The following is a 16,766-nucleotide window of genomic DNA, read 5'->3' as shown; positions in this document are numbered from 1 at the left end:
CTGCTATGCTAAAACCTTTGCACTTTCGCAGGAGCCTCCACCATGAAAATGATTCAACTGGGTACCACCGATCTCCAGGTTTCGCGCCTCTGCCTGGGCTGTATGACCTACGGTGAGCCCACGCGCGGCAATCACGCCTGGACGCTGCCGGAGTCAGGCAGCCGTCCGCTGATCCAGCAGGCGCTGGACGCGGGCATCAACTTCTTCGACACCGCCAACAGCTACTCTGATGGCAGCAGCGAAGAGATTCTGGGCCGCGCGCTCAGGGATTTTGCCCGCCGTGAAGAGATCGTGGTTGCCACAAAAGTCTATTTTCCGCTGAGCAATCTCTCTCAGGGTCTGTCACGCAAAAATATCCTGCAATCCATCGATGACAGCCTGCAGCGCCTCGGCATGGAGCATGTTGACCTGCTGCAGATCCACCGCTGGGATTACGACACGCCGCTGGAGGAGACGCTGGAAGCCCTGCATGACGTTGTACAGTCGGGCAAAGCCCGCTATATCGGCGCGTCGTCAATGCACGCCAGCCAGTTTGCCCGCGCCCTGCAGATGCAGTCGGAACAGGGCTGGCACCGCTTTGTCACCATGCAGGATCAGTACAACCTGATTCAGCGTGAAGAGGAGCGCGAAATGCATCCGCTCTGCCTGAAAGAGCAGGTTGCCGTGCTGCCGTGGAGCCCGCTGGCACGCGGTAAGCTGACCCGCCCGTGGGGTGAAAACACCGCACGTTCCGTCTCCGATCAGGTAATGGCGAAGCTCTATGAGAGCACTGAAGAGAACGATGCCGCGATCGCCGGGCGACTGGCACAGGTGGCGGAGAGTAAAGGCGTCACCCGTGCGCAGGTGGCGCTCGCCTGGCTGCTGAGCAAGCCTGCCGTCACGGCACCGATTATCGGCGCGTCGCGTGCGGAGCAGTTTGCGGATCTGGTGAAGGCGGTCGATGTCACGCTGAGTGACGAGGAGATTACCCTGCTGGAAGAGGTTTACCAGCCGCATCAGGCGGTGGGGTTCGAGTAGTGCCAGACGTGACGCCCTGGCCGGGCGTCACACCCTTTGGGAAGCGATTCGGCTTAGCGGTCAGCCCGCCAGCCAGACCCCAAAGCCGTAGAGCATCACCGCCGCGATCACGCCGGCAATGATGTCATCCACCATGATGCCCATGCCACCGTGAACGTTGCGGTCAAACCAGCGAATCGGCCACGGCTTCCACATATCAAGAATACGGAACAGCACAAAGCCCCCCGCCACCCACTGCCAGCTGTTGACCGGAATCGCCATCAGGGTAATCCACATGCCGATAAACTCATCCCAGACAATACTGCCGTGATCGTGTACGCCCATGTCTTTAGCAGTGCGATGGCACAGATAGACACCAACGCAGATGCCCACCAGCACCACCAGCGAATAGAGATCCTGCGGCAGAAACGTCATCAGCCACCAGAAGGGAATCGCCGCCAGCGACCCCATGGTACCGGGCACCACCGGGCTTAACCCGCTGCCAAAACCGGTTGCCAGCAGATGCCAGGGATTACGCATCCGCAGGCGGCTTTTCGCCACGTCGTTATTTAGTCTCAAAGTGATCGAACCCTTTATGGCGGAATGTCGCGGGCTTGCCGTTGTCCAGCAGCGTCAGGCCATCCGACTCCGGCGCTATCTGCCCGATACAGGTGTAAGGCACGCCCAGGTGACCCAGCGCCACATCGAGCGCGCCATGATTGACTTCCGGCACGGTGAAGCAGAGTTCGTAATCTTCGCCGCCACTCAGCGCCCAGCGCAGCACCTGCTCCGGCTCGAAGTGATCGCGCAGCGCCGCCGAGAGCGGCAGCGCCTCCAGATTCAGGCGGGCGCCACAGCCGCTGGCTTTCAGCACATGGCCGAGATCGGAGATCAGACCGTCGGAGATATCCACCGCTGAAGAGGCGAGTGAACGCAGAGCCTGTCCCTGCAGAATGCGTGGCATCGGGCGCAGATGCCGTTTAATCAGCGCTTCATGCACTACCGGATCGCTGATGCGACAGTGGTGCTGCAGCAGCGCCAGCCCGGCCGCACTGTCGCCCAGCGTGCCGGTCACATAGATCCAGTCGCCGGGTTTTGCACCGGAACGCTTCAGGGCACGACCCTGCGGCACCATGCCGTGGATCGCCAGCGTCAGACTCAGCGGCCCGCGCGTGGTGTCGCCGCCGACCAGCTGCATATCGTAATATTCCAGCAGTTCGAACAGGCTTTCGCTGAAGGCGGACAGCCAGCTCTCATCGACCTGCGGCAGCGTCAGGGCCAGCGTCAGCCACGCGGGATCGGCACCCATCGCCGCGAGATCGCTGAGGTTGACCGCCAGGGCTTTGTAACCGAGATCGGCAGGATGGATATCCCGTAAGAAGTGGACACCCGCGACCAGCGTATCCGTGCTGATCGCCAGCGTCTGTTTTTCCGGCACGCTAAGTAACGCACAATCGTCACCGATGCCGAGCTCGACATCACGGCGGCTGCGCGTTCTGCGGTTGAAGTAGCGTGCGATGAGTTCAAATTCACCACAAGACATAATTACGTTCCGCTTAACCCTTCATGAAAAAAGGCCGGCAAGCCGGCCTTTTTGATTATTTGCGATGGGGTCGAATTTGTGGACCGGCTTTATCCAGCACGCCGTTGACAAATTTATGACTGTCTTCGGCACCGAAGACTTTCGCCAGCTCAATGCCTTCGTTGATGGCCACTTTATAGGGCACATCATCACGTTTGCTGAGCTCATAGAGCGAGATGCGCAGAATCGCTTTCTCTACCTGACCCAGCTCTTCGAGCTGACGCGACAGCCAGGGCTTCATCAGTCCATCCAGATACGCACTGTTGGTCGCCACACCGGACAGCAGTTCGCGGAAGTAGGTAATGTCGACATCTTTGACGTCCTGTTCCGCCAGAAACTGGTATTCCACATCGGCAATGTCGTTGTTCGACAACTGCCAGGAGTAAAGCGCCTGAACAGCGCACTCACGGGCGCGACGACGAGCAGCAGGTTTCACAAAATTCCCCTTACAAAAATCAGGCTTTAATGGCTTTCAATACGTTGATCATTTCGAGCGCGGTCAGCGCCGCTTCGGCACCTTTGTTACCCGCTTTGGTACCGGCACGTTCGATGGCCTGCTCGATGCTTTCAGTGGTCAGCACGCCAAACGCGACAGGAATATCGCTGTTCATGGCGACGCTGGCGATACCGGAGCTGGCTTCACCCGCCACATATTCGAAGTGAGCGGTGCCGCCACGAATCACGGTACCGAGTGCGATAATCGCATCGTGTTTGCCAGCGTTAGCCAGCGTGCGGGCGGCCAGAGGCAGTTCATAGGCACCTGGCACCCAGACGACGGTAATATTGTCATCTTTGACCTGGCCAATGCGTTTCAGGGCATCAACTGCGCCATCCAGCAGGCTGTCATTAATGAAGTTGTTAAAACGCGCAATAACGATGGCAACACGGGCCTCAGGCGTTGCAACAGCAGCTTCGATAACTTTCATACTTATCCTTTAAGGGGTTTGGTTAGCCCCGCGCAGGGGGGCGGATTCTATCATACTCTTGGGCGGCGTGCTCTCGCTTTTCCGACCATGCTATTGCGGTGTCAGCGTCAGGCGTAAATCGTCACCAACCTGGCGGACATCGCTGAAACGGAACGCCGGGGCGTCAGCCAGCTGGCTGAGCCCTGGCAGCTGGCACAGGCCGCGCCCTTCGTGACCTAACAGTTTAGGCGCGACATAGAGGATCAGCTCATCGACAACGCCCGCCTGCAACAGGGCACCGGCCAGCGCGGCGCCAGCTTCAACCCAGACGCTGTTAATCTGACGCTGTCCCAGCAGCATCATCGTCGCCACCATGTCCAGCTGCTGCTCGCGCAGCGGCACCGCGATTTGCGTCACCCCGTCCGGCCAGTGCTGCTGATCCGGCTGATGGCGCATCAGCCAGGTTTCACCCGGCTGCGAAATAATCCGATGCTGCGGCGTCACGCGATTCTGGCTGTCGATGATGACCCGCACCGGCTGGCGCACTGCCTGTTCATCCAGCAGGGCCTGGCTCTCCTCATTGAGTTCAGACCAGCGCACCGTCAGGGCAGGATCGTCTGCCAGTACCGTGGCGCTGCTGCTGAGGATCGCGGCGCTCTGCGCGCGCAGCTGCTGCACATCGCGACGGGCCGCCGCCGAGGTTATCCACTGGCTTTCGCCGCTGGCCATCGCCGTCCGGCCATCCAGTGACGCGCCCAGCTTGAGCTGCACCCACGGAAAGCCGGTGCGCATCCGCTTGAGGAAGCCGCGATTCAGTGCCTCTGCTTCGGCCATCATCAGCCCGTAGCTGACGTCGATGCCCGCCTGATGCAGGCGGTGGAGTCCACGGCCGGCAACCTGGGGATTGGGATCCTGCATCGCGGCCACAACACGCTGCACACCGGCGGCGATCAGTGCGTCACAGCAGGGCGGCGTGCGGCCATGATGACTGCAGGGTTCGAGCGTGACATAGGCGGTTGCGCCCCGCGCTTTTTCGCCAGCCATACGCAGCGCATGGACTTCCGCATGGGGTTCACCCGCACGCTGATGCCAGCCCTCTCCCACTACTTCGCCATCGCGCACGATAACGCAGCCGACGTTGGGGTTCGGCATGGTGGTAAAGCGGCCGCGTCGCGCCAGTTCCAGCGCGCGCGCCATGTAGCGTTCGTCCATGGTTTAATCCTGTAGCCGGGCGATCTCTTCGCCAAAATCACGAATGTCTTCAAAGCTGCGGTAAACCGAAGCGAAGCGAATATAGGCGACTTTATCGAGCTTTTTCAGCTCATCCATCACCAGATTGCCAATCAGTTTGCTCGGGATCTCACGTTCGCCGGTGGCGCGCAGCTGGGTTTTAATATGGTTCACGGCGCTCTCGACCGCGTCGGCGCTGACCGGACGCTTCTCCAGCGCCTTCATCATCCCGCTGGCCATTTTGTCTTCATTGAAGGGTTCGCGCACGTCATTGCTTTTCACCACGCGGGGCATCACCAGTTCCGCCACTTCAAAGGTCGTGAAGCGTTCATGACACATCAGACACTGGCGACGGCGTCGCACCGACGATCCTTCACTAACCAGACGAGAATCAATCACTTTGGTGTCCACAGCGGAGCAGAATGGGCAATGCATGACGTTTCCTGACGCGAGAGTGATAGGCCAGACAGTGTAACGCGAACTGCGGATCAACAAAATCTCTTCCGTGCCTTTCCTGGGATTCTCATCGCAGGATAAATGACGCTGAATTTCGTCTGCCGCAAAACGGACTACGCTTTACAGACGACAGTAAAAATTTTCCACTCACACACCGGAGGTAATATGGGGCTGTTTAACTTTGTGAAAGAAGCTGGCGAAAAATTATGGGATGCGGTGCATGGCGGCGATGACCAGAATAAAAAGCTGCAGGATCACATCAACAAGCTGGGCTTACCCGACAGCGACAAAGTGGATGTGAAGGTCAACGGCGATACCGTTACCGTCACCGGCGATGGCCTTTCGCAGGAGCTGAAAGAGAAGATCCTGATCGCAGCGGGCAACGTCGCAGGCATTACCAAAGTGGAAGACAAGGTCACCGTTACCGACAGCGCGGCCGAGTCAGCGCTCTACACCGTGAAAAAAGGCGATACGCTGAGCGCAATCTCTAAAGAGGTTTATGGCAACGCCAATGAATACAACAGGATTTTTGAGGCGAATAAGCCGATGCTCTCTCATCCTGATAAAATCTATCCTGGTCAGGTTTTACGTATTCCCAAATAACGGACAAGGATAACTTATGAACAGGTTGGTTTGGGCGCCGGTGGCACTTTCGCTGATTACGCTGAGCGGCTGTAGCACAACGGCCGGTAATCCGCAGGTCAGAGAGCTGCATCAGGAAGTCACTCAGCTGAATCAGCAGATGCAGCATCTGACTACGCAGGCCAGTGCGCTGGAGATCCAGGGGCAGCTTAACGCCCACTCTGAACAGGGTGCGTGGCTGGTGCCGCAGGCGAACACGCCGGTGGCGTTGAAGACCCGGCTCGGCACGCTGCGGCTGACGCTGTCGCCGGTCACCGCCGAAGCCAGCGGCTCGCGGGCGACTCTGACCGTTCGCTCAATGGACGATAGGCCTCTGCCCGCCCTGCATGCAACCGTCATCTGGGGTGAACTCGACCCGGCAACCGGTAAACCGCTGAACAGGGACAGCCTGAGCCAGACCGTTGCGCTGCCAGCCTCGCTGCTGCCACAGCATACGGCGTCCATTCCGTTGCGGCTCAGCGGTCTGACACCCGAACAGTTAGGTTATGTCCGGGTGCACAACGTGACCGGTGATGCCCCCGCCCCGACCCGTCCTGCGGCATCCGCTACCCCTTAGGGGCGCGATGCAATGAAAACGGGCAGCCACAGGGCTGCCCGTTTTCATTGCGCGACGGTCTTTACGGCAGGATTGAAGGCTGATCGGCGCCCTCTTTCTCCACCTTCTGAACCAGCATATGTTCACGCTTCATGCCCAGCTTCAGCGCCAGCGCCGAAGAGACATAAATGGATGAAATCGTACCAATCGCCACACCAATCAGCATGGTCAGCGAGAAGCCTTTCAGCAACGCACCGCCAAAGATGAAGAGGATGAGGATCATCGCCAGCGTCGTCAGCGAGGTGATCAGCGTACGGCTTAAGGTCTGGGTCAGCGACACGTTCGTAATGTCGTAAGAGCTGCCGCGACGGATCCTGCGGAAGTTTTCACGAATACGGTCTGACACCACGATTTTATCGTTAAGCGAGTAGCCGATCACTGACATCAGCGAGGCAACGATAGTCAGGTCGATTTCAATGCGGAACAGCGCCAGCAGGCCGCAGGTGATGATCACGTCATGCGCCAGCGCCAGTACCGTACCCAGCGCCAGACGCCACTCAAAGCGAAAACCGATATAGATCAGAATCGCAATCAGTGCAGACAGCAGCGCCATCGCCCCCGCCTGCGCCAGGTCGCTGCCCACGCTCGGGCCAACGAACTCAATGCGCTTCACGGTCGCGTTCTGCTGGGTGGTCTGGTTGATCACCGACACCACTTTATTGCCTAACTCGGTACCGGCTCCACCGGTCACCGGCGCCATACGCACCATCACATCGCGGCTGCTGCCAAAGTTCTGCACCAGCGGCTCGTCAAAGCCCGCCTTCACCAGCTCACTGCGCAGCGTGTCGAGGTCGGCGGGTTTCTCCAGCGCGATCTCAATCACCGTACCGCCGGTGAAATCGAGACCCCAGTTGAAGCCACGCACGCTTACGATCGCAATCGCCGCGAGGATCAGCAGTCCCGAAATGATGAAGGCCAGCTTATCCCAGCGCATAAAGTCGACGACTTTACGCCCGTGATTTAACTGCTCAATGTTATATTCCTGTGCCACAACGCACTCCTCAGATAGACAGCTTGTTGATGCGTTTGCCACCGTAAACCAGGTTAACAATGGCACGGGTACCGATAATCGCGGTGAACATTGAGGTCGCGATACCAATTGCGGTGGTAATCGCAAAACCTTTGATCGAACCGGTGCCGACCGCGTAAAGAATGATAACTTTGATCAGGGTTGTGACGTTCGCATCGACAATACTGGAGAAAGCGCCTTTGTAGCCCTCATGAATTGCCTGCTGAACCGAGCGCCCGTTACGCAGCTCTTCTTTAATACGTTCGTTAATCAGTACGTTAGCATCCACCGCTACCGCCAGCGTTAACACGATACCGGCAATACCTGGCATGGTCAGGGTCGCGCCTGGCAGCAGAGACATAATGCCGACAATCAGCACCAGGTTGACCAGCAGTGCGCTGGTCGCAATCAGACCAAACTTCTTATAGAACACCACCATAAACAGGATCGATGCGAGCAGACCCCACAGGCAGGCTTCCAGACCCTGGGTAATGTTCTGCTGACCCATGGTCGGTCCGATAGTGCGCTCTTCCACAATCTGGATAGGCGCAATCAGCGCACCGGCGCGCAGCAGCAGCGAGAGCTGGCGTGCTTCGTTCGGATTGCTGATACCGGTGATGCGGAAGCTGTTACCCAGGCGAGACTGGATATTAGCGACGTTAATCACCTCCTCCTGTTTCACCAGCACGGAACGGCCGTTGGCATCTTTTTTACCGCTGTCTTTATACTCCACAAACAGGGTCGCCATCGGCTTGCCGATGTTGTCCTTGGTGAAGTTCGACATGATGTTACCGCCCGCGCCATCCAGTGAGATGTTCACCTGTGGCTGGTTGTACTCATCCATGCTGGAGGTTGAATCGGTGATGTGATCACCGGTCAGGATCACCCGCTTGTAGAGCACGACCGGCTGACCATCACGCATCTGCTTCACTTCCGAGTCACCCGGTACACGGCCACTGGCCGCCGCACCCGGATCCACGCTGGTGTTAACCAGACGGAATTCCAGCGTTGCGGTTGCGCCCAGAATCTCTTTGGCGCGCGCCGTATCCTGAATCCCCGGCAGCTCAACGACGATGCGGTCAGAGCCCTGACGCTGCACCAGCGGTTCCGCCACACCCAGCTGGTTCACACGGTTACGCAGAATGGTAATGTTCTGCTGAACCGCATATTCACGCGCTTCGCTCAGGCGGGCATCGCTCATGGTGGCACGCAGGGCATCGCTGCCGCTGCTGTTGATCACCAGATCCTGGTGACGTGAGCTCAGCCAGGCGATCGCCGCATCGCGGCTGGCAGCGTCACGGAAACGAATTTCCACGCCGTAGTTCGCGATTTTATTGACGTTGGTGTAAGGGATGTTTTTGGCGCGCAGGTCGCTACGCAGCGTGTCAGCATTCTGCTCCTGCAGCTTACTGAGCGCCGTATCCATGTCCACTTCCATCAGGAAGTGCACACCGCCCCGCAGATCGAGACCGAGTTTCATCGGTTCTGCTGACAGCAGAGTCAGCCAGCGCGGCGTCGCGGGTGCGAGGTTCAGCGCGACAACGTAGTTTTCACCCAGCGCTTTCATGATCGCTTCACGGGCGCGCAACTGCACATCCGTATTGGCGAAGCGTGCGGTGATCGCCCCGTTTTCCAGCGCAACGGATTTGCTCTGGATATTATCTTGTTTTAATGCGGACTGAATTTGATCCAACGTCTGCTCACTGGCGGCGCTTCCGCGCGCACCAGTGATTTGAACGGCCGGATCCTCACCATACAGGTTGGGAAGCGCATAGAGCAGGCCGACGAGAATCACGACGACCAGCATCACGTACTTCCACAAAGGATAACGATTTAACACGGCAGTTCCCTTAGGGAAGAAAGAATTACAGCGCCTTGATAGTGCCTTTAGGCAGCACGGCGGCGACGAAATCACGTTTAATGACTACTTCGTTGGTGTCATTCAGCGCAATCGCTACGTAGCCCGTGTCAGAGACTTTTGTTACGCGACCTACCAGGCCACCGCTGGTCAGCACTTCATCACCCTTGGAAATAGAGTCCATCAGCTTCTTGTGCTCTTTCGCACGTTTCTGCTGTGGACGCAGGATCATGAAATAGAAAATCAGACCAAATACCACCAGCATGATCACCAGAGAATACGGACTTCCCTGAGACGGTGCGCCTGCTGCGGCCACGGCGTCAGAAATGAATAAGCTCATTAAATTTCCCTCATTGATGAATTGTCAGACGTTAATGGCGGAACTTCTTTGCCCGTCCGTTGGTAAAACTCAGTTACAAAGCGCTCTAATTTACCCTCTTCAATGGCCTGGCGTAAACCTGCCATCAGACGCTGGTAGTAGCGCAAATTGTGGATAGTATTCAGGCGCGCGCCCAGTATTTCGTTACAACGGTCGAGATGATACAAGTAGGCACGACTGTAATTGCGACAGGTGTAACAATCACACTCGGCATCCAGCGGCGCAGTGTCATCTTTGTAGCGGGCGTTGCGGATTTTCACCACGCCTTCCGTCACAAACAGATGGCCGTTTCGGGCATTGCGGGTGGGCATCACGCAGTCAAACATATCGACACCGCGACGGACGCCTTCAACCAGATCCTCCGGCTTACCGACACCCATCAGATAACGCGGTTTATCCTGCGGCAGCTGCGGACAGACGTGCTCAAGAATACGGTGCATGTCCTGCTTAGGCTCACCCACCGCCAGGCCGCCCACAGCGTACCCATCAAAGCCAATCTCTACCAGACCTTTCACCGAGACATCTCGTAAATCTTCGTAAACCGAGCCCTGGATAATGCCAAACAGGGCATTTTTGTTGCCCAGGCTGTCGAAACGGTCGCGGCTGCGTTTCGCCCAGCGCAGCGACATCTCCATCGAGCGTTTGGCGTAGTCCCAGTCCGCCGGATAAGGCGTACATTCGTCGAAGATCATCACGATGTCGGAACCGAGGTCATACTGGATCTCCATCGATTTTTCCGGATCGAGGAAGATCGGATCGCCGTTGATCGGGTTACGGAAGTGAACGCCCGCTTCGGTGATCTTACGGATATCGCCCAGGCTGAAGACCTGGAAACCGCCGGAATCGGTCAGGATCGGCCCTTTCCACTGCATAAAGTCATGCAGGTCGCCGTGCAGTTTCATGATCTCCTGGCCCGGACGCAGCCAGAGGTGGAAGGTGTTGCCCAGAATGATCTGTGCGCCCGTCTCCTGCACCTCTTCCGGCGTCATGCCTTTCACGGTGCCGTAGGTGCCCACGGGCATAAACGCCGGGGTTTCCACCACGCCACGATCGAAAATCAGACGGCCACGGCGCGCGCGCCCGTCAGTGGTATCAAGTTCAAATTTCACAAAGCCTCCATCGGAGAAACAGTCCGATGCAGATAGCCTTCGTCGCGTAACGGGCGAGTCCGGCCATCGGTTAATAAATCAGTCGCCCACTTTTTCCAGCGGCGCCTGCGGATTTTTGCTGATAAACATCGCGTCTCCATAACTGAAGAAGCGATACTGCTCAGCCACGGCTGCGCGGTACGCGGCCATGGTGTGCTGATAACCGGCAAAGGCCGACACCAGCATAATCAGGGTCGATTCGGGCAGGTGGAAATTGGTGATGAGTGCATCGATCACCTGATACTCATAGCCCGGATAGATAAAAATCTGGGTATCGTCGAAGAACGGCGCGATCAGGGCATCCTGACTCGCTCTGGCGGCGCTCTCCAGGGAACGCACGGAGGTGGTGCCGACAGCCACCACCCGGTTGCCCCGCGCTTTGCAGGCCAGCACCGCATCAACCACGTCCTGCGGCACTTCGGCATATTCGGCATGCATGTGATGCTCTTCGATAGTCTCGACGCGCACCGGCTGGAAGGTGCCCGCGCCAACGTGCAGCGTCACAAAGGCCATTTCGACGCCCTTCTCTTTCAGCGCCTGCAGCAGCGGTTCGTCAAAGTGCAGCCCGGCAGTGGGCGCCGCCACAGCCCCCGGACGGGCGCTGTAGACGGTCTGATAAAGCTCGCGGTCAGCTTCTTCATCCGGGCGATCGATATAGGGCGGCAGCGGCATATGGCCGACGCTGTTGAGGATGTCGAGCACGGCGCGCTCGTCATCAAACGCGATCTCAAACAGCGCATCGTGGCGTGCCACCATGGTTGCTTTCACGCTCTCATCCTCGCCCAGCAGCAGCTCAGCACCCGGCTTTGGCGCTTTCGAGGCGCGCACATGGGCCAGCACGCGCTTGTCGTCCAGCATGCGCTCAACCAGCATCTCGATTTTGCCGCCGCTGGCTTTACGGCCAAAGACGCGTGCCGGGATCACCCGGGTATTGTTGAACACCAGCAGGTCGCCTGGATTGAGCTTATCCAGCACATCGGTGAACACACCATGCGACAGGTTACCGCTGGGACCCTCAAGCGTCAGCAGTCGACAGCCGCTGCGCTGCGCCTGGGGATAGTGAGCAATCAGGGATTCGGGCAATTCAAAAGCAAAATCGGCGACACGCATTGAAATGTTCTTTCTCAGGCAAAAACAGGCGGCACAGTTTAGCGGAAAATCGACCAATTCTGAACAACTGGCTGCGCAAAGGCAGTTCAGCCTATAATGCGTCATGAACTTTCTCGCTCATCTCCATCTGGCTCAGCTGGCCAACAGCTCCCTGCTCGGTAACTTAATGGCCGATTTTGTGCGGGGTAATCCGCACCAGCACTGGTCTTCGCCTGTCGCAGACGGCATTCTCATGCACCGTCGTCTCGACGTCATGACCGATGCGCTGCCAGAGGTGCGCACCGCCCGCCAGCTTTTCCGGGCGGAAACGTATCGCGTGGCCCCCATCACTTTGGATGTCATCTGGGACCATTTTCTGGCCCGCCACTGGCAGCAGTTCACGCCTGACCAGACGCTGGCGCAATTTTCTGCCGCCGCCGAGCAGGAGATCGTGCCGCAGCTGCGCGACACCCCCCCTGAATTTCAGCACCTTAACGCGGTAATGTGGCGCGAGCACTGGTTTGAACACTATGCCCAGCCCGCACGGCTGGAGCGGGTGCTGCACGGTATGGCCAGCCGTCGTCCCCGCCTGGCGGCGCTGCGCGACTCTTACCACGATTTCACCCGGCATTACGATCAGCTGGAAGCGCTGTTTTTTGATTTTTATCCGCGTTTAATGACGCTGGCGACCAACAGAACCCTGTAAAACCCGATCCTCTGCTACCGGGCTGGCGGCAATCCATTCCTGCCCGCTGAAAAACCGTCGCCCGGTTTCGCCCCATCTTGCCATTACACGCCATCTGCGGCTTAATGAAGCCTTTCTTAACAGTAGTTAAGTTAACATCACAGCCAGACCGCCTGTTCAGGCGCGCCTTCCGTTCGATAGGGCAAAAAAGCATAAGAGGAAAAGATGTCATCCGCTTCGCATTCTGAAATTGACGCGCGTTACCGTTACGCCTGCGACATCGCCCGTGCGGCGGCCAGCCGGGCCTTATCCTGGTATCAGCAGCGTCAGACACTGGTGGTGGAACACAAAAGGGATTTGCAGGACGTGGTCAGCGAGGCCGATCGCAATGTGGAGGCCTTGATCAAGACCTTAATCGCCGAACGGTTTCCGGAGGATGCCGTCTATGGTGAGGAGAGCGGCGGCGAGGTTCAGGGTGCCCCTTTTATCTGGGTTGTCGATCCGATTGATGGCACCGCCTGCTTCGTCAACGGACTGCCAAACTGGTGCGTCTCGCTGGCGGTGGTGTGTGAGGGTGAACCCGTTATCGGCGTGATCTGCGATCCTAATCATCAGGAGCTGTTTCACGCCCGCGCCGGTCAGGGTGCCTGGCTCAATGAACGTCCGATACAGGCTCATGGCGCAACAGCGCTTAATGAGGGTCTGCTCGGCATCAGCAACTCCAGCCGGACGCCGGGCGAAAGCGTTTCGCATCTGATTAACGGGCTGATCGCCCAGGGCGGCATGTTTATCCGTGTTGGTTCCGGCGCGCTGACCAGTGCCTGGGCGGCAGCGGGACGCCTGATTGGTTATTACGAAGCGCATATGCATCCCTGGGACAGTCTGCCGGGCATTGTTCTGATGCGCGAAGCGGGCGGTGTCACCAACGATTATCTGCGCAACGAGGGGCTGAAAAACGGCAATCCGGTGCTGCTGGCTAATGCAACGCTCTATCCACAGATCAAAGCGCTGACCGGTAACAGTGCGCTGGATGAATAGATGAGGCTGCCCATCCTGTGCCGCTGCGCGCTGATCCTCACGTCTCTCTGGCTGGCAAGCCCGGCGACACAGGCCGCGGAGTATCAGCTGGAGAAAGTGGTTGAACTGAGCCGTCATGGTGTCCGCCCGCCAACGCCGGGCAACCGTAAAGAGATCGAGGCCGCCAGTCAGCAGCCCTGGACACAGTGGAGCACGGCCGATGGCGAGCTGACCGGTCATGGCTACAGCGCGGTGGTCAATAAAGGGCGCTGGGAGGGCGATCACTATCGCCAGCTCGGTTTGCTGAAGGCTGGCTGCCCTGATGCGACCCAGGTCTACGTGCGCGCCAGCCCGCTGCAGCGCACCCGCGCCACCGGCGCGGCGCTGACTGACGGGGCCTTTCCCGGCTGCGGCGTGCCGGTGCATTCCGTGGCGGGTGACGCTGACCCGCTGTTTCAGAGCGAAAAACTGGCGATCGTCCGGGGCGACCCGGCTCAGGAGCTGGCCGCTAAACAGCAGAAAGCGGGCGATCTGGCGCAGCTGCAACAGCAGCTGCAACCGGCGATTCAGCAGCTGAAAGCCGCCGTCTGTCCGCCCGCCGTTGCCTGCACCTTCTTCGACCAGCCCTGGTCGATCCGGCAGACCCGCAGCGGCGGCAGTTACGTCTACGGGCTGAGCGCGATGGCGAGCATGGTGGAGACGCTGCGGCTGGGTTACAGCGAAAATCTGCCGTTCGATCAGCTCGCCTGGGGACATATCACTTCCGCCGCGCAGATCACCACGCTGCTGCCCCTGCTGACCGCCAACTACGATCTCAGTAACGATCTTCTCTACCTGGCTCAGCGGCGCGGCTCAATCCTGCTCAACGCCCTGCTGGAGACGATCGACGATGCGCGTTCGCCTGCCCGCTGGTTTATTCTGGTCGCGCACGACACCAATATTGCGATGGTGCGCACCCTGATGGGTTTCAGCTGGCAGCTACCCGGTTATGCACGCGGCAACATCCCGCCCGGCAGCAGTCTGGTGCTGGAGCGCTGGCGCGACATCCACAGCGGCGAACGGTTTTTGCGCCTCTATTTTCAGGCACAGAGTCTGGATGGGATACGCCAGCTGCAGCCGGTTGATGAAAAACATCCGCTGTTACGTCAGGAGTGGCATCAGCCCGACTGCAGAGTCACAAAGGTGGGTCTGCTCTGCCCTTATCAATCCACACTGAATCGGCTGCGTAAAAACCTGGATAACAGCGCTACGCTGCCGGTTTCGGTTATAGTGCCCTGAGTCTGTGGCTAATGAAATTCAGACCGCCGCTTTCCGGCGGCCTGAATAATGTTAACCGCTGTTAATTAGCGCCATTCCGACCTTTTCTTATTTAAAACTGGCTGGCTATCAGCCCCCTCTTTTTTGTTTTACGATAGTTACGTCAATCATCCCTTTATAATTATTTTTTCCTGTAATTCTTTGATTCTTTCGGCGACTGGTTTCGCCGTTTTTTATTTTCTTCATCCCCACGCCTGCTGTTCAACTCCCGCCCGCCGCGCCCTGCCGCGCGATGACGCCTGTCCGGCTATCCGGCTTAAGCATCTGTGATGCTAATCAGGTCATTAATTAAACCGTTCCACACGTCGTCGGAAAAATAAACTGCTTAACACCACGCCATACTATTTCTGCGCAATGTCGCAGCGGTTGAAAAACGGAAGGCTGTGCAGCGGATCACACAAATAACGGAGGATAAAACAGAAGCGGGAAATAACCGGATCTGCTCCCCCGGCATCGGGAGAGCAGAACAGAAGATCAACGAGGCTTACGCACCAGTTTGTAGCCTGCTAGCAGCAGCACGATCCACACCATACCGACATAGAGCGAAACGCGGGTATCGGGGAAGTAGCCAATCAGCGCGATAATAAAGCAGAGGAAAGCGACGCCAGCGCCAGCCGTCCAGCTGCCGCCAGGCAGGGCAAAGTGCAGTTTGCTGGCCGCCTCTTTGCCGATTTTGCGACGAAACGCTATCTGCGACAGCAGAATCATGATCCAGACCCACACCGTGGCAAAGGTCGCCAGGGAGGCGATCACCAGGAACACTTTCTCCGGCATCAGGTAGTTAAGGTAGACCGCGATCAGCATGGCGAACATCATTACCACCACCGTCACCCACGGAATGCCGCGCGAAGAGACTTTCATAAAGATCTTCGGCGCATGGCCCTGCTGTGCCATACCGTGCAGCATACGGCCCACGCCAAACACATCGCTGTTAATGGCCGAGAGCGAGGCCGTCAGCACCACGAAGTTGAGGATGGAAGCCGCCGCCGCGATCCCCAGATGCTGGAAGGTCAGGACAAACGGGCTGCCCGCAGTGCCAACCTGATTCCACGGATAGATCGACATAATCACAAACAGCGTGCCGACGTAGAACACCAGGATGCGCCAGGGTACGGAGTTGATCGCACGCGGAATGGACTTCTCCGGATCCTTCGCTTCACCGGCGGTGATGCCGATAATCTCAATGCCGCCATAGGCAAACATCACCATCTGCAGCGACAGCAGCATCCCCACCACGCCGTGCGCGAAGAAGCCGCCGTTACTCCAAAGATTGTGGATGCCGGTCGGCTGACCGCCATTGCCGATCCCCCAGATAATCATGCCAAAACCGGCCAGAATCATCACGATAATGGTGGCGACCTTGAAGAAGGAGAACCAGAACTCCACCTCGCCGAACACCCTGACGCTCATCAGGTTGACCGCGCCGATGATCAGCACCACGCTCAGCACCCAAATCCAGTGCGGCACCTCAGGGAACCAGACGCCCATATAGATGCCGAAGGCGGTGACATCCGCGATCGCCACAATCAGGATTTCGAAACAGTATGTCCAGCCGGTGATGTAGCCCGCCATCGGCCCCAGGTAGTCCTGCGCGTAGCGGGAAAAGGAGCTGGCTTGGGGGTTGTTCACTGACATCTCACCCAGTGCGCGCATGATGATGTAAGCCACGGCTCCGCCGATGATATAGGCGAGCAGCACGCTCGGTCCGGCCATTTTTATCGCATCAGCGGAACCGTAAAACAGCCCGGTGCCAATCGCCGATCCCAGTGCCATAAAGCGGATATGGCGCGTGCTCAGTCCGCGTTTGAGCTTGTTGGTTTCTTGCATAACAACCTGTACCTGTGAAATGAAAAAACCA

General features: G+C 58.1%; 18 protein-coding genes. 6 read left to right on the top strand and 12 right to left on the bottom strand.

All coding sequences use genetic code 11. From position 1 onward, the window contains the following. The first annotated feature begins 42 nt into the window (after window positions 1-42). Window positions 43-1,017 carry an aldo/keto reductase gene (locus tag ACNY69_RS00610; RefSeq protein ID WP_111140001.1) on the top strand — a complete coding sequence of 325 codons (975 nt, stop codon included), beginning with the start codon at window positions 43-45 and terminating at the stop codon, window positions 1,015-1,017. Window positions 1,018-1,077: 60 nt separating this feature from the next. On the opposite strand, the gene pgpA is transcribed toward ACNY69_RS00610, so the two are convergent. The 6 genes from pgpA to nrdR all read right to left on the bottom strand — a co-directional run bounded on the left by pgpA (window position 1,078) and on the right by nrdR (window position 5,148). Then, a complete protein-coding gene (pgpA, locus tag ACNY69_RS00605; RefSeq protein ID WP_255562716.1) occupies window positions 1,078-1,575 on the bottom strand; it encodes a phosphatidylglycerophosphatase A in 498 nt (165 codons plus the stop codon). Continuing rightward, window positions 1,562-2,539, bottom strand: coding sequence for a thiamine-phosphate kinase (gene thiL / locus ACNY69_RS00600; RefSeq protein WP_111140003.1), 978 nt, complete (start codon window positions 2,537-2,539; stop codon window positions 1,562-1,564). The genes pgpA and thiL overlap by 14 nt, the downstream gene beginning before the upstream one ends. Window positions 2,540-2,594: 55 nt before the next feature. Next, a complete protein-coding gene (gene nusB / locus ACNY69_RS00595; RefSeq protein ID WP_111140004.1) occupies window positions 2,595-3,014 on the bottom strand; it encodes a transcription antitermination factor NusB in 420 nt (139 codons plus the stop codon). 19 nt (window positions 3,015-3,033) lie between these two features. Further along, the gene (gene ribH, locus ACNY69_RS00590) at window positions 3,034-3,504 is read right to left on the bottom strand and encodes a 6,7-dimethyl-8-ribityllumazine synthase (protein ID WP_111140005.1); all 471 of its coding nucleotides are present in this window, start codon (window positions 3,502-3,504) and stop codon (window positions 3,034-3,036) included. Between the two features lie 90 nt (window positions 3,505-3,594). Then, a complete protein-coding gene (gene ribD, locus ACNY69_RS00585) occupies window positions 3,595-4,695 on the bottom strand; it encodes a bifunctional diaminohydroxyphosphoribosylaminopyrimidine deaminase/5-amino-6-(5-phosphoribosylamino)uracil reductase RibD (RefSeq protein WP_418797132.1) in 1,101 nt (366 codons plus the stop codon). A gap of 3 nt (window positions 4,696-4,698) precedes the next feature. Continuing rightward, a complete protein-coding gene (nrdR, locus tag ACNY69_RS00580; protein WP_009091750.1) occupies window positions 4,699-5,148 on the bottom strand; it encodes a transcriptional regulator NrdR in 450 nt (149 codons plus the stop codon). A 186-nt stretch (window positions 5,149-5,334) separates the two neighbouring features. Between nrdR and lysM the strand changes: the two genes are divergently transcribed. Further along, on the top strand, window positions 5,335-5,772 hold the full coding sequence (gene lysM / locus ACNY69_RS00575; protein WP_111140027.1) for a peptidoglycan-binding protein LysM: 438 nt from the start codon (window positions 5,335-5,337) through the stop codon (window positions 5,770-5,772). 16 nt (window positions 5,773-5,788) lie between these two features. Further along, a complete protein-coding gene (locus ACNY69_RS00570; protein ID WP_418797130.1) occupies window positions 5,789-6,367 on the top strand; it encodes a SadB/YajI family lipoprotein in 579 nt (192 codons plus the stop codon). Between the two features lie 61 nt (window positions 6,368-6,428). On the opposite strand, the gene secF is transcribed toward ACNY69_RS00570, so the two are convergent. The 5 genes from secF to queA all read right to left on the bottom strand — a co-directional run bounded on the left by secF (window position 6,429) and on the right by queA (window position 11,910). Beyond that, the gene (gene secF, locus ACNY69_RS00565) at window positions 6,429-7,397 is read right to left on the bottom strand and encodes a protein translocase subunit SecF (RefSeq protein WP_111140008.1); all 969 of its coding nucleotides are present in this window, start codon (window positions 7,395-7,397) and stop codon (window positions 6,429-6,431) included. Between the two features lie 10 nt (window positions 7,398-7,407). Continuing rightward, window positions 7,408-9,255 carry a protein translocase subunit SecD gene (secD, locus tag ACNY69_RS00560; RefSeq protein ID WP_111140009.1) on the bottom strand — a complete coding sequence of 616 codons (1,848 nt, stop codon included), beginning with the start codon at window positions 9,253-9,255 and terminating at the stop codon, window positions 7,408-7,410. 25 nt (window positions 9,256-9,280) lie between these two features. Next, the gene (gene yajC, locus ACNY69_RS00555; protein ID WP_009091760.1) at window positions 9,281-9,613 is read right to left on the bottom strand and encodes a preprotein translocase subunit YajC; all 333 of its coding nucleotides are present in this window, start codon (window positions 9,611-9,613) and stop codon (window positions 9,281-9,283) included. Then, window positions 9,613-10,761 (bottom strand): tRNA guanosine(34) transglycosylase Tgt, encoded by a 1,149-nt coding sequence (tgt, locus tag ACNY69_RS00550; RefSeq protein ID WP_111140010.1) that lies wholly within the window; start codon window positions 10,759-10,761, stop codon window positions 9,613-9,615. Before tgt ends, yajC begins: the two co-directional genes overlap by 1 nt. A gap of 78 nt (window positions 10,762-10,839) precedes the next feature. Beyond that, window positions 10,840-11,910 carry a tRNA preQ1(34) S-adenosylmethionine ribosyltransferase-isomerase QueA gene (gene queA, locus ACNY69_RS00545; protein WP_111140011.1) on the bottom strand — a complete coding sequence of 357 codons (1,071 nt, stop codon included), beginning with the start codon at window positions 11,908-11,910 and terminating at the stop codon, window positions 10,840-10,842. A 103-nt stretch (window positions 11,911-12,013) separates the two neighbouring features. Between queA and ACNY69_RS00540 the strand changes: the two genes are divergently transcribed. The 3 genes from ACNY69_RS00540 to ACNY69_RS00530 all read left to right on the top strand — a co-directional run bounded on the left by ACNY69_RS00540 (window position 12,014) and on the right by ACNY69_RS00530 (window position 14,869). After that, window positions 12,014-12,595 (top strand): ACP phosphodiesterase, encoded by a 582-nt coding sequence (locus tag ACNY69_RS00540; RefSeq protein WP_367396130.1) that lies wholly within the window; start codon window positions 12,014-12,016, stop codon window positions 12,593-12,595. Between the two features lie 204 nt (window positions 12,596-12,799). Continuing rightward, complete coding sequence (locus tag ACNY69_RS00535) at window positions 12,800-13,612, top strand: inositol monophosphatase family protein (protein ID WP_111140013.1); 813 nt, start codon at window positions 12,800-12,802, stop codon at window positions 13,610-13,612. Continuing rightward, on the top strand, window positions 13,613-14,869 hold the full coding sequence (locus ACNY69_RS00530; protein WP_418797127.1) for a histidine-type phosphatase: 1,257 nt from the start codon (window positions 13,613-13,615) through the stop codon (window positions 14,867-14,869). 513 nt (window positions 14,870-15,382) lie between these two features. On the opposite strand, the gene proY is transcribed toward ACNY69_RS00530, so the two are convergent. After that, complete coding sequence (gene proY / locus ACNY69_RS00525) at window positions 15,383-16,735, bottom strand: proline-specific permease ProY (protein ID WP_111140015.1); 1,353 nt, start codon at window positions 16,733-16,735, stop codon at window positions 15,383-15,385. Window positions 16,736-16,766: the final 31 nt, after the last annotated feature.

The sequence above is a fragment of the Pantoea graminicola genome, from assembly GCF_048452665.1.
GTDB lineage: Bacteria > Pseudomonadota > Gammaproteobacteria > Enterobacterales > Enterobacteriaceae > Pantoea.
Note: the sequence above shows the minus strand (reverse complement) of the source record. Positions and strands in the feature narration are given on the sequence as shown.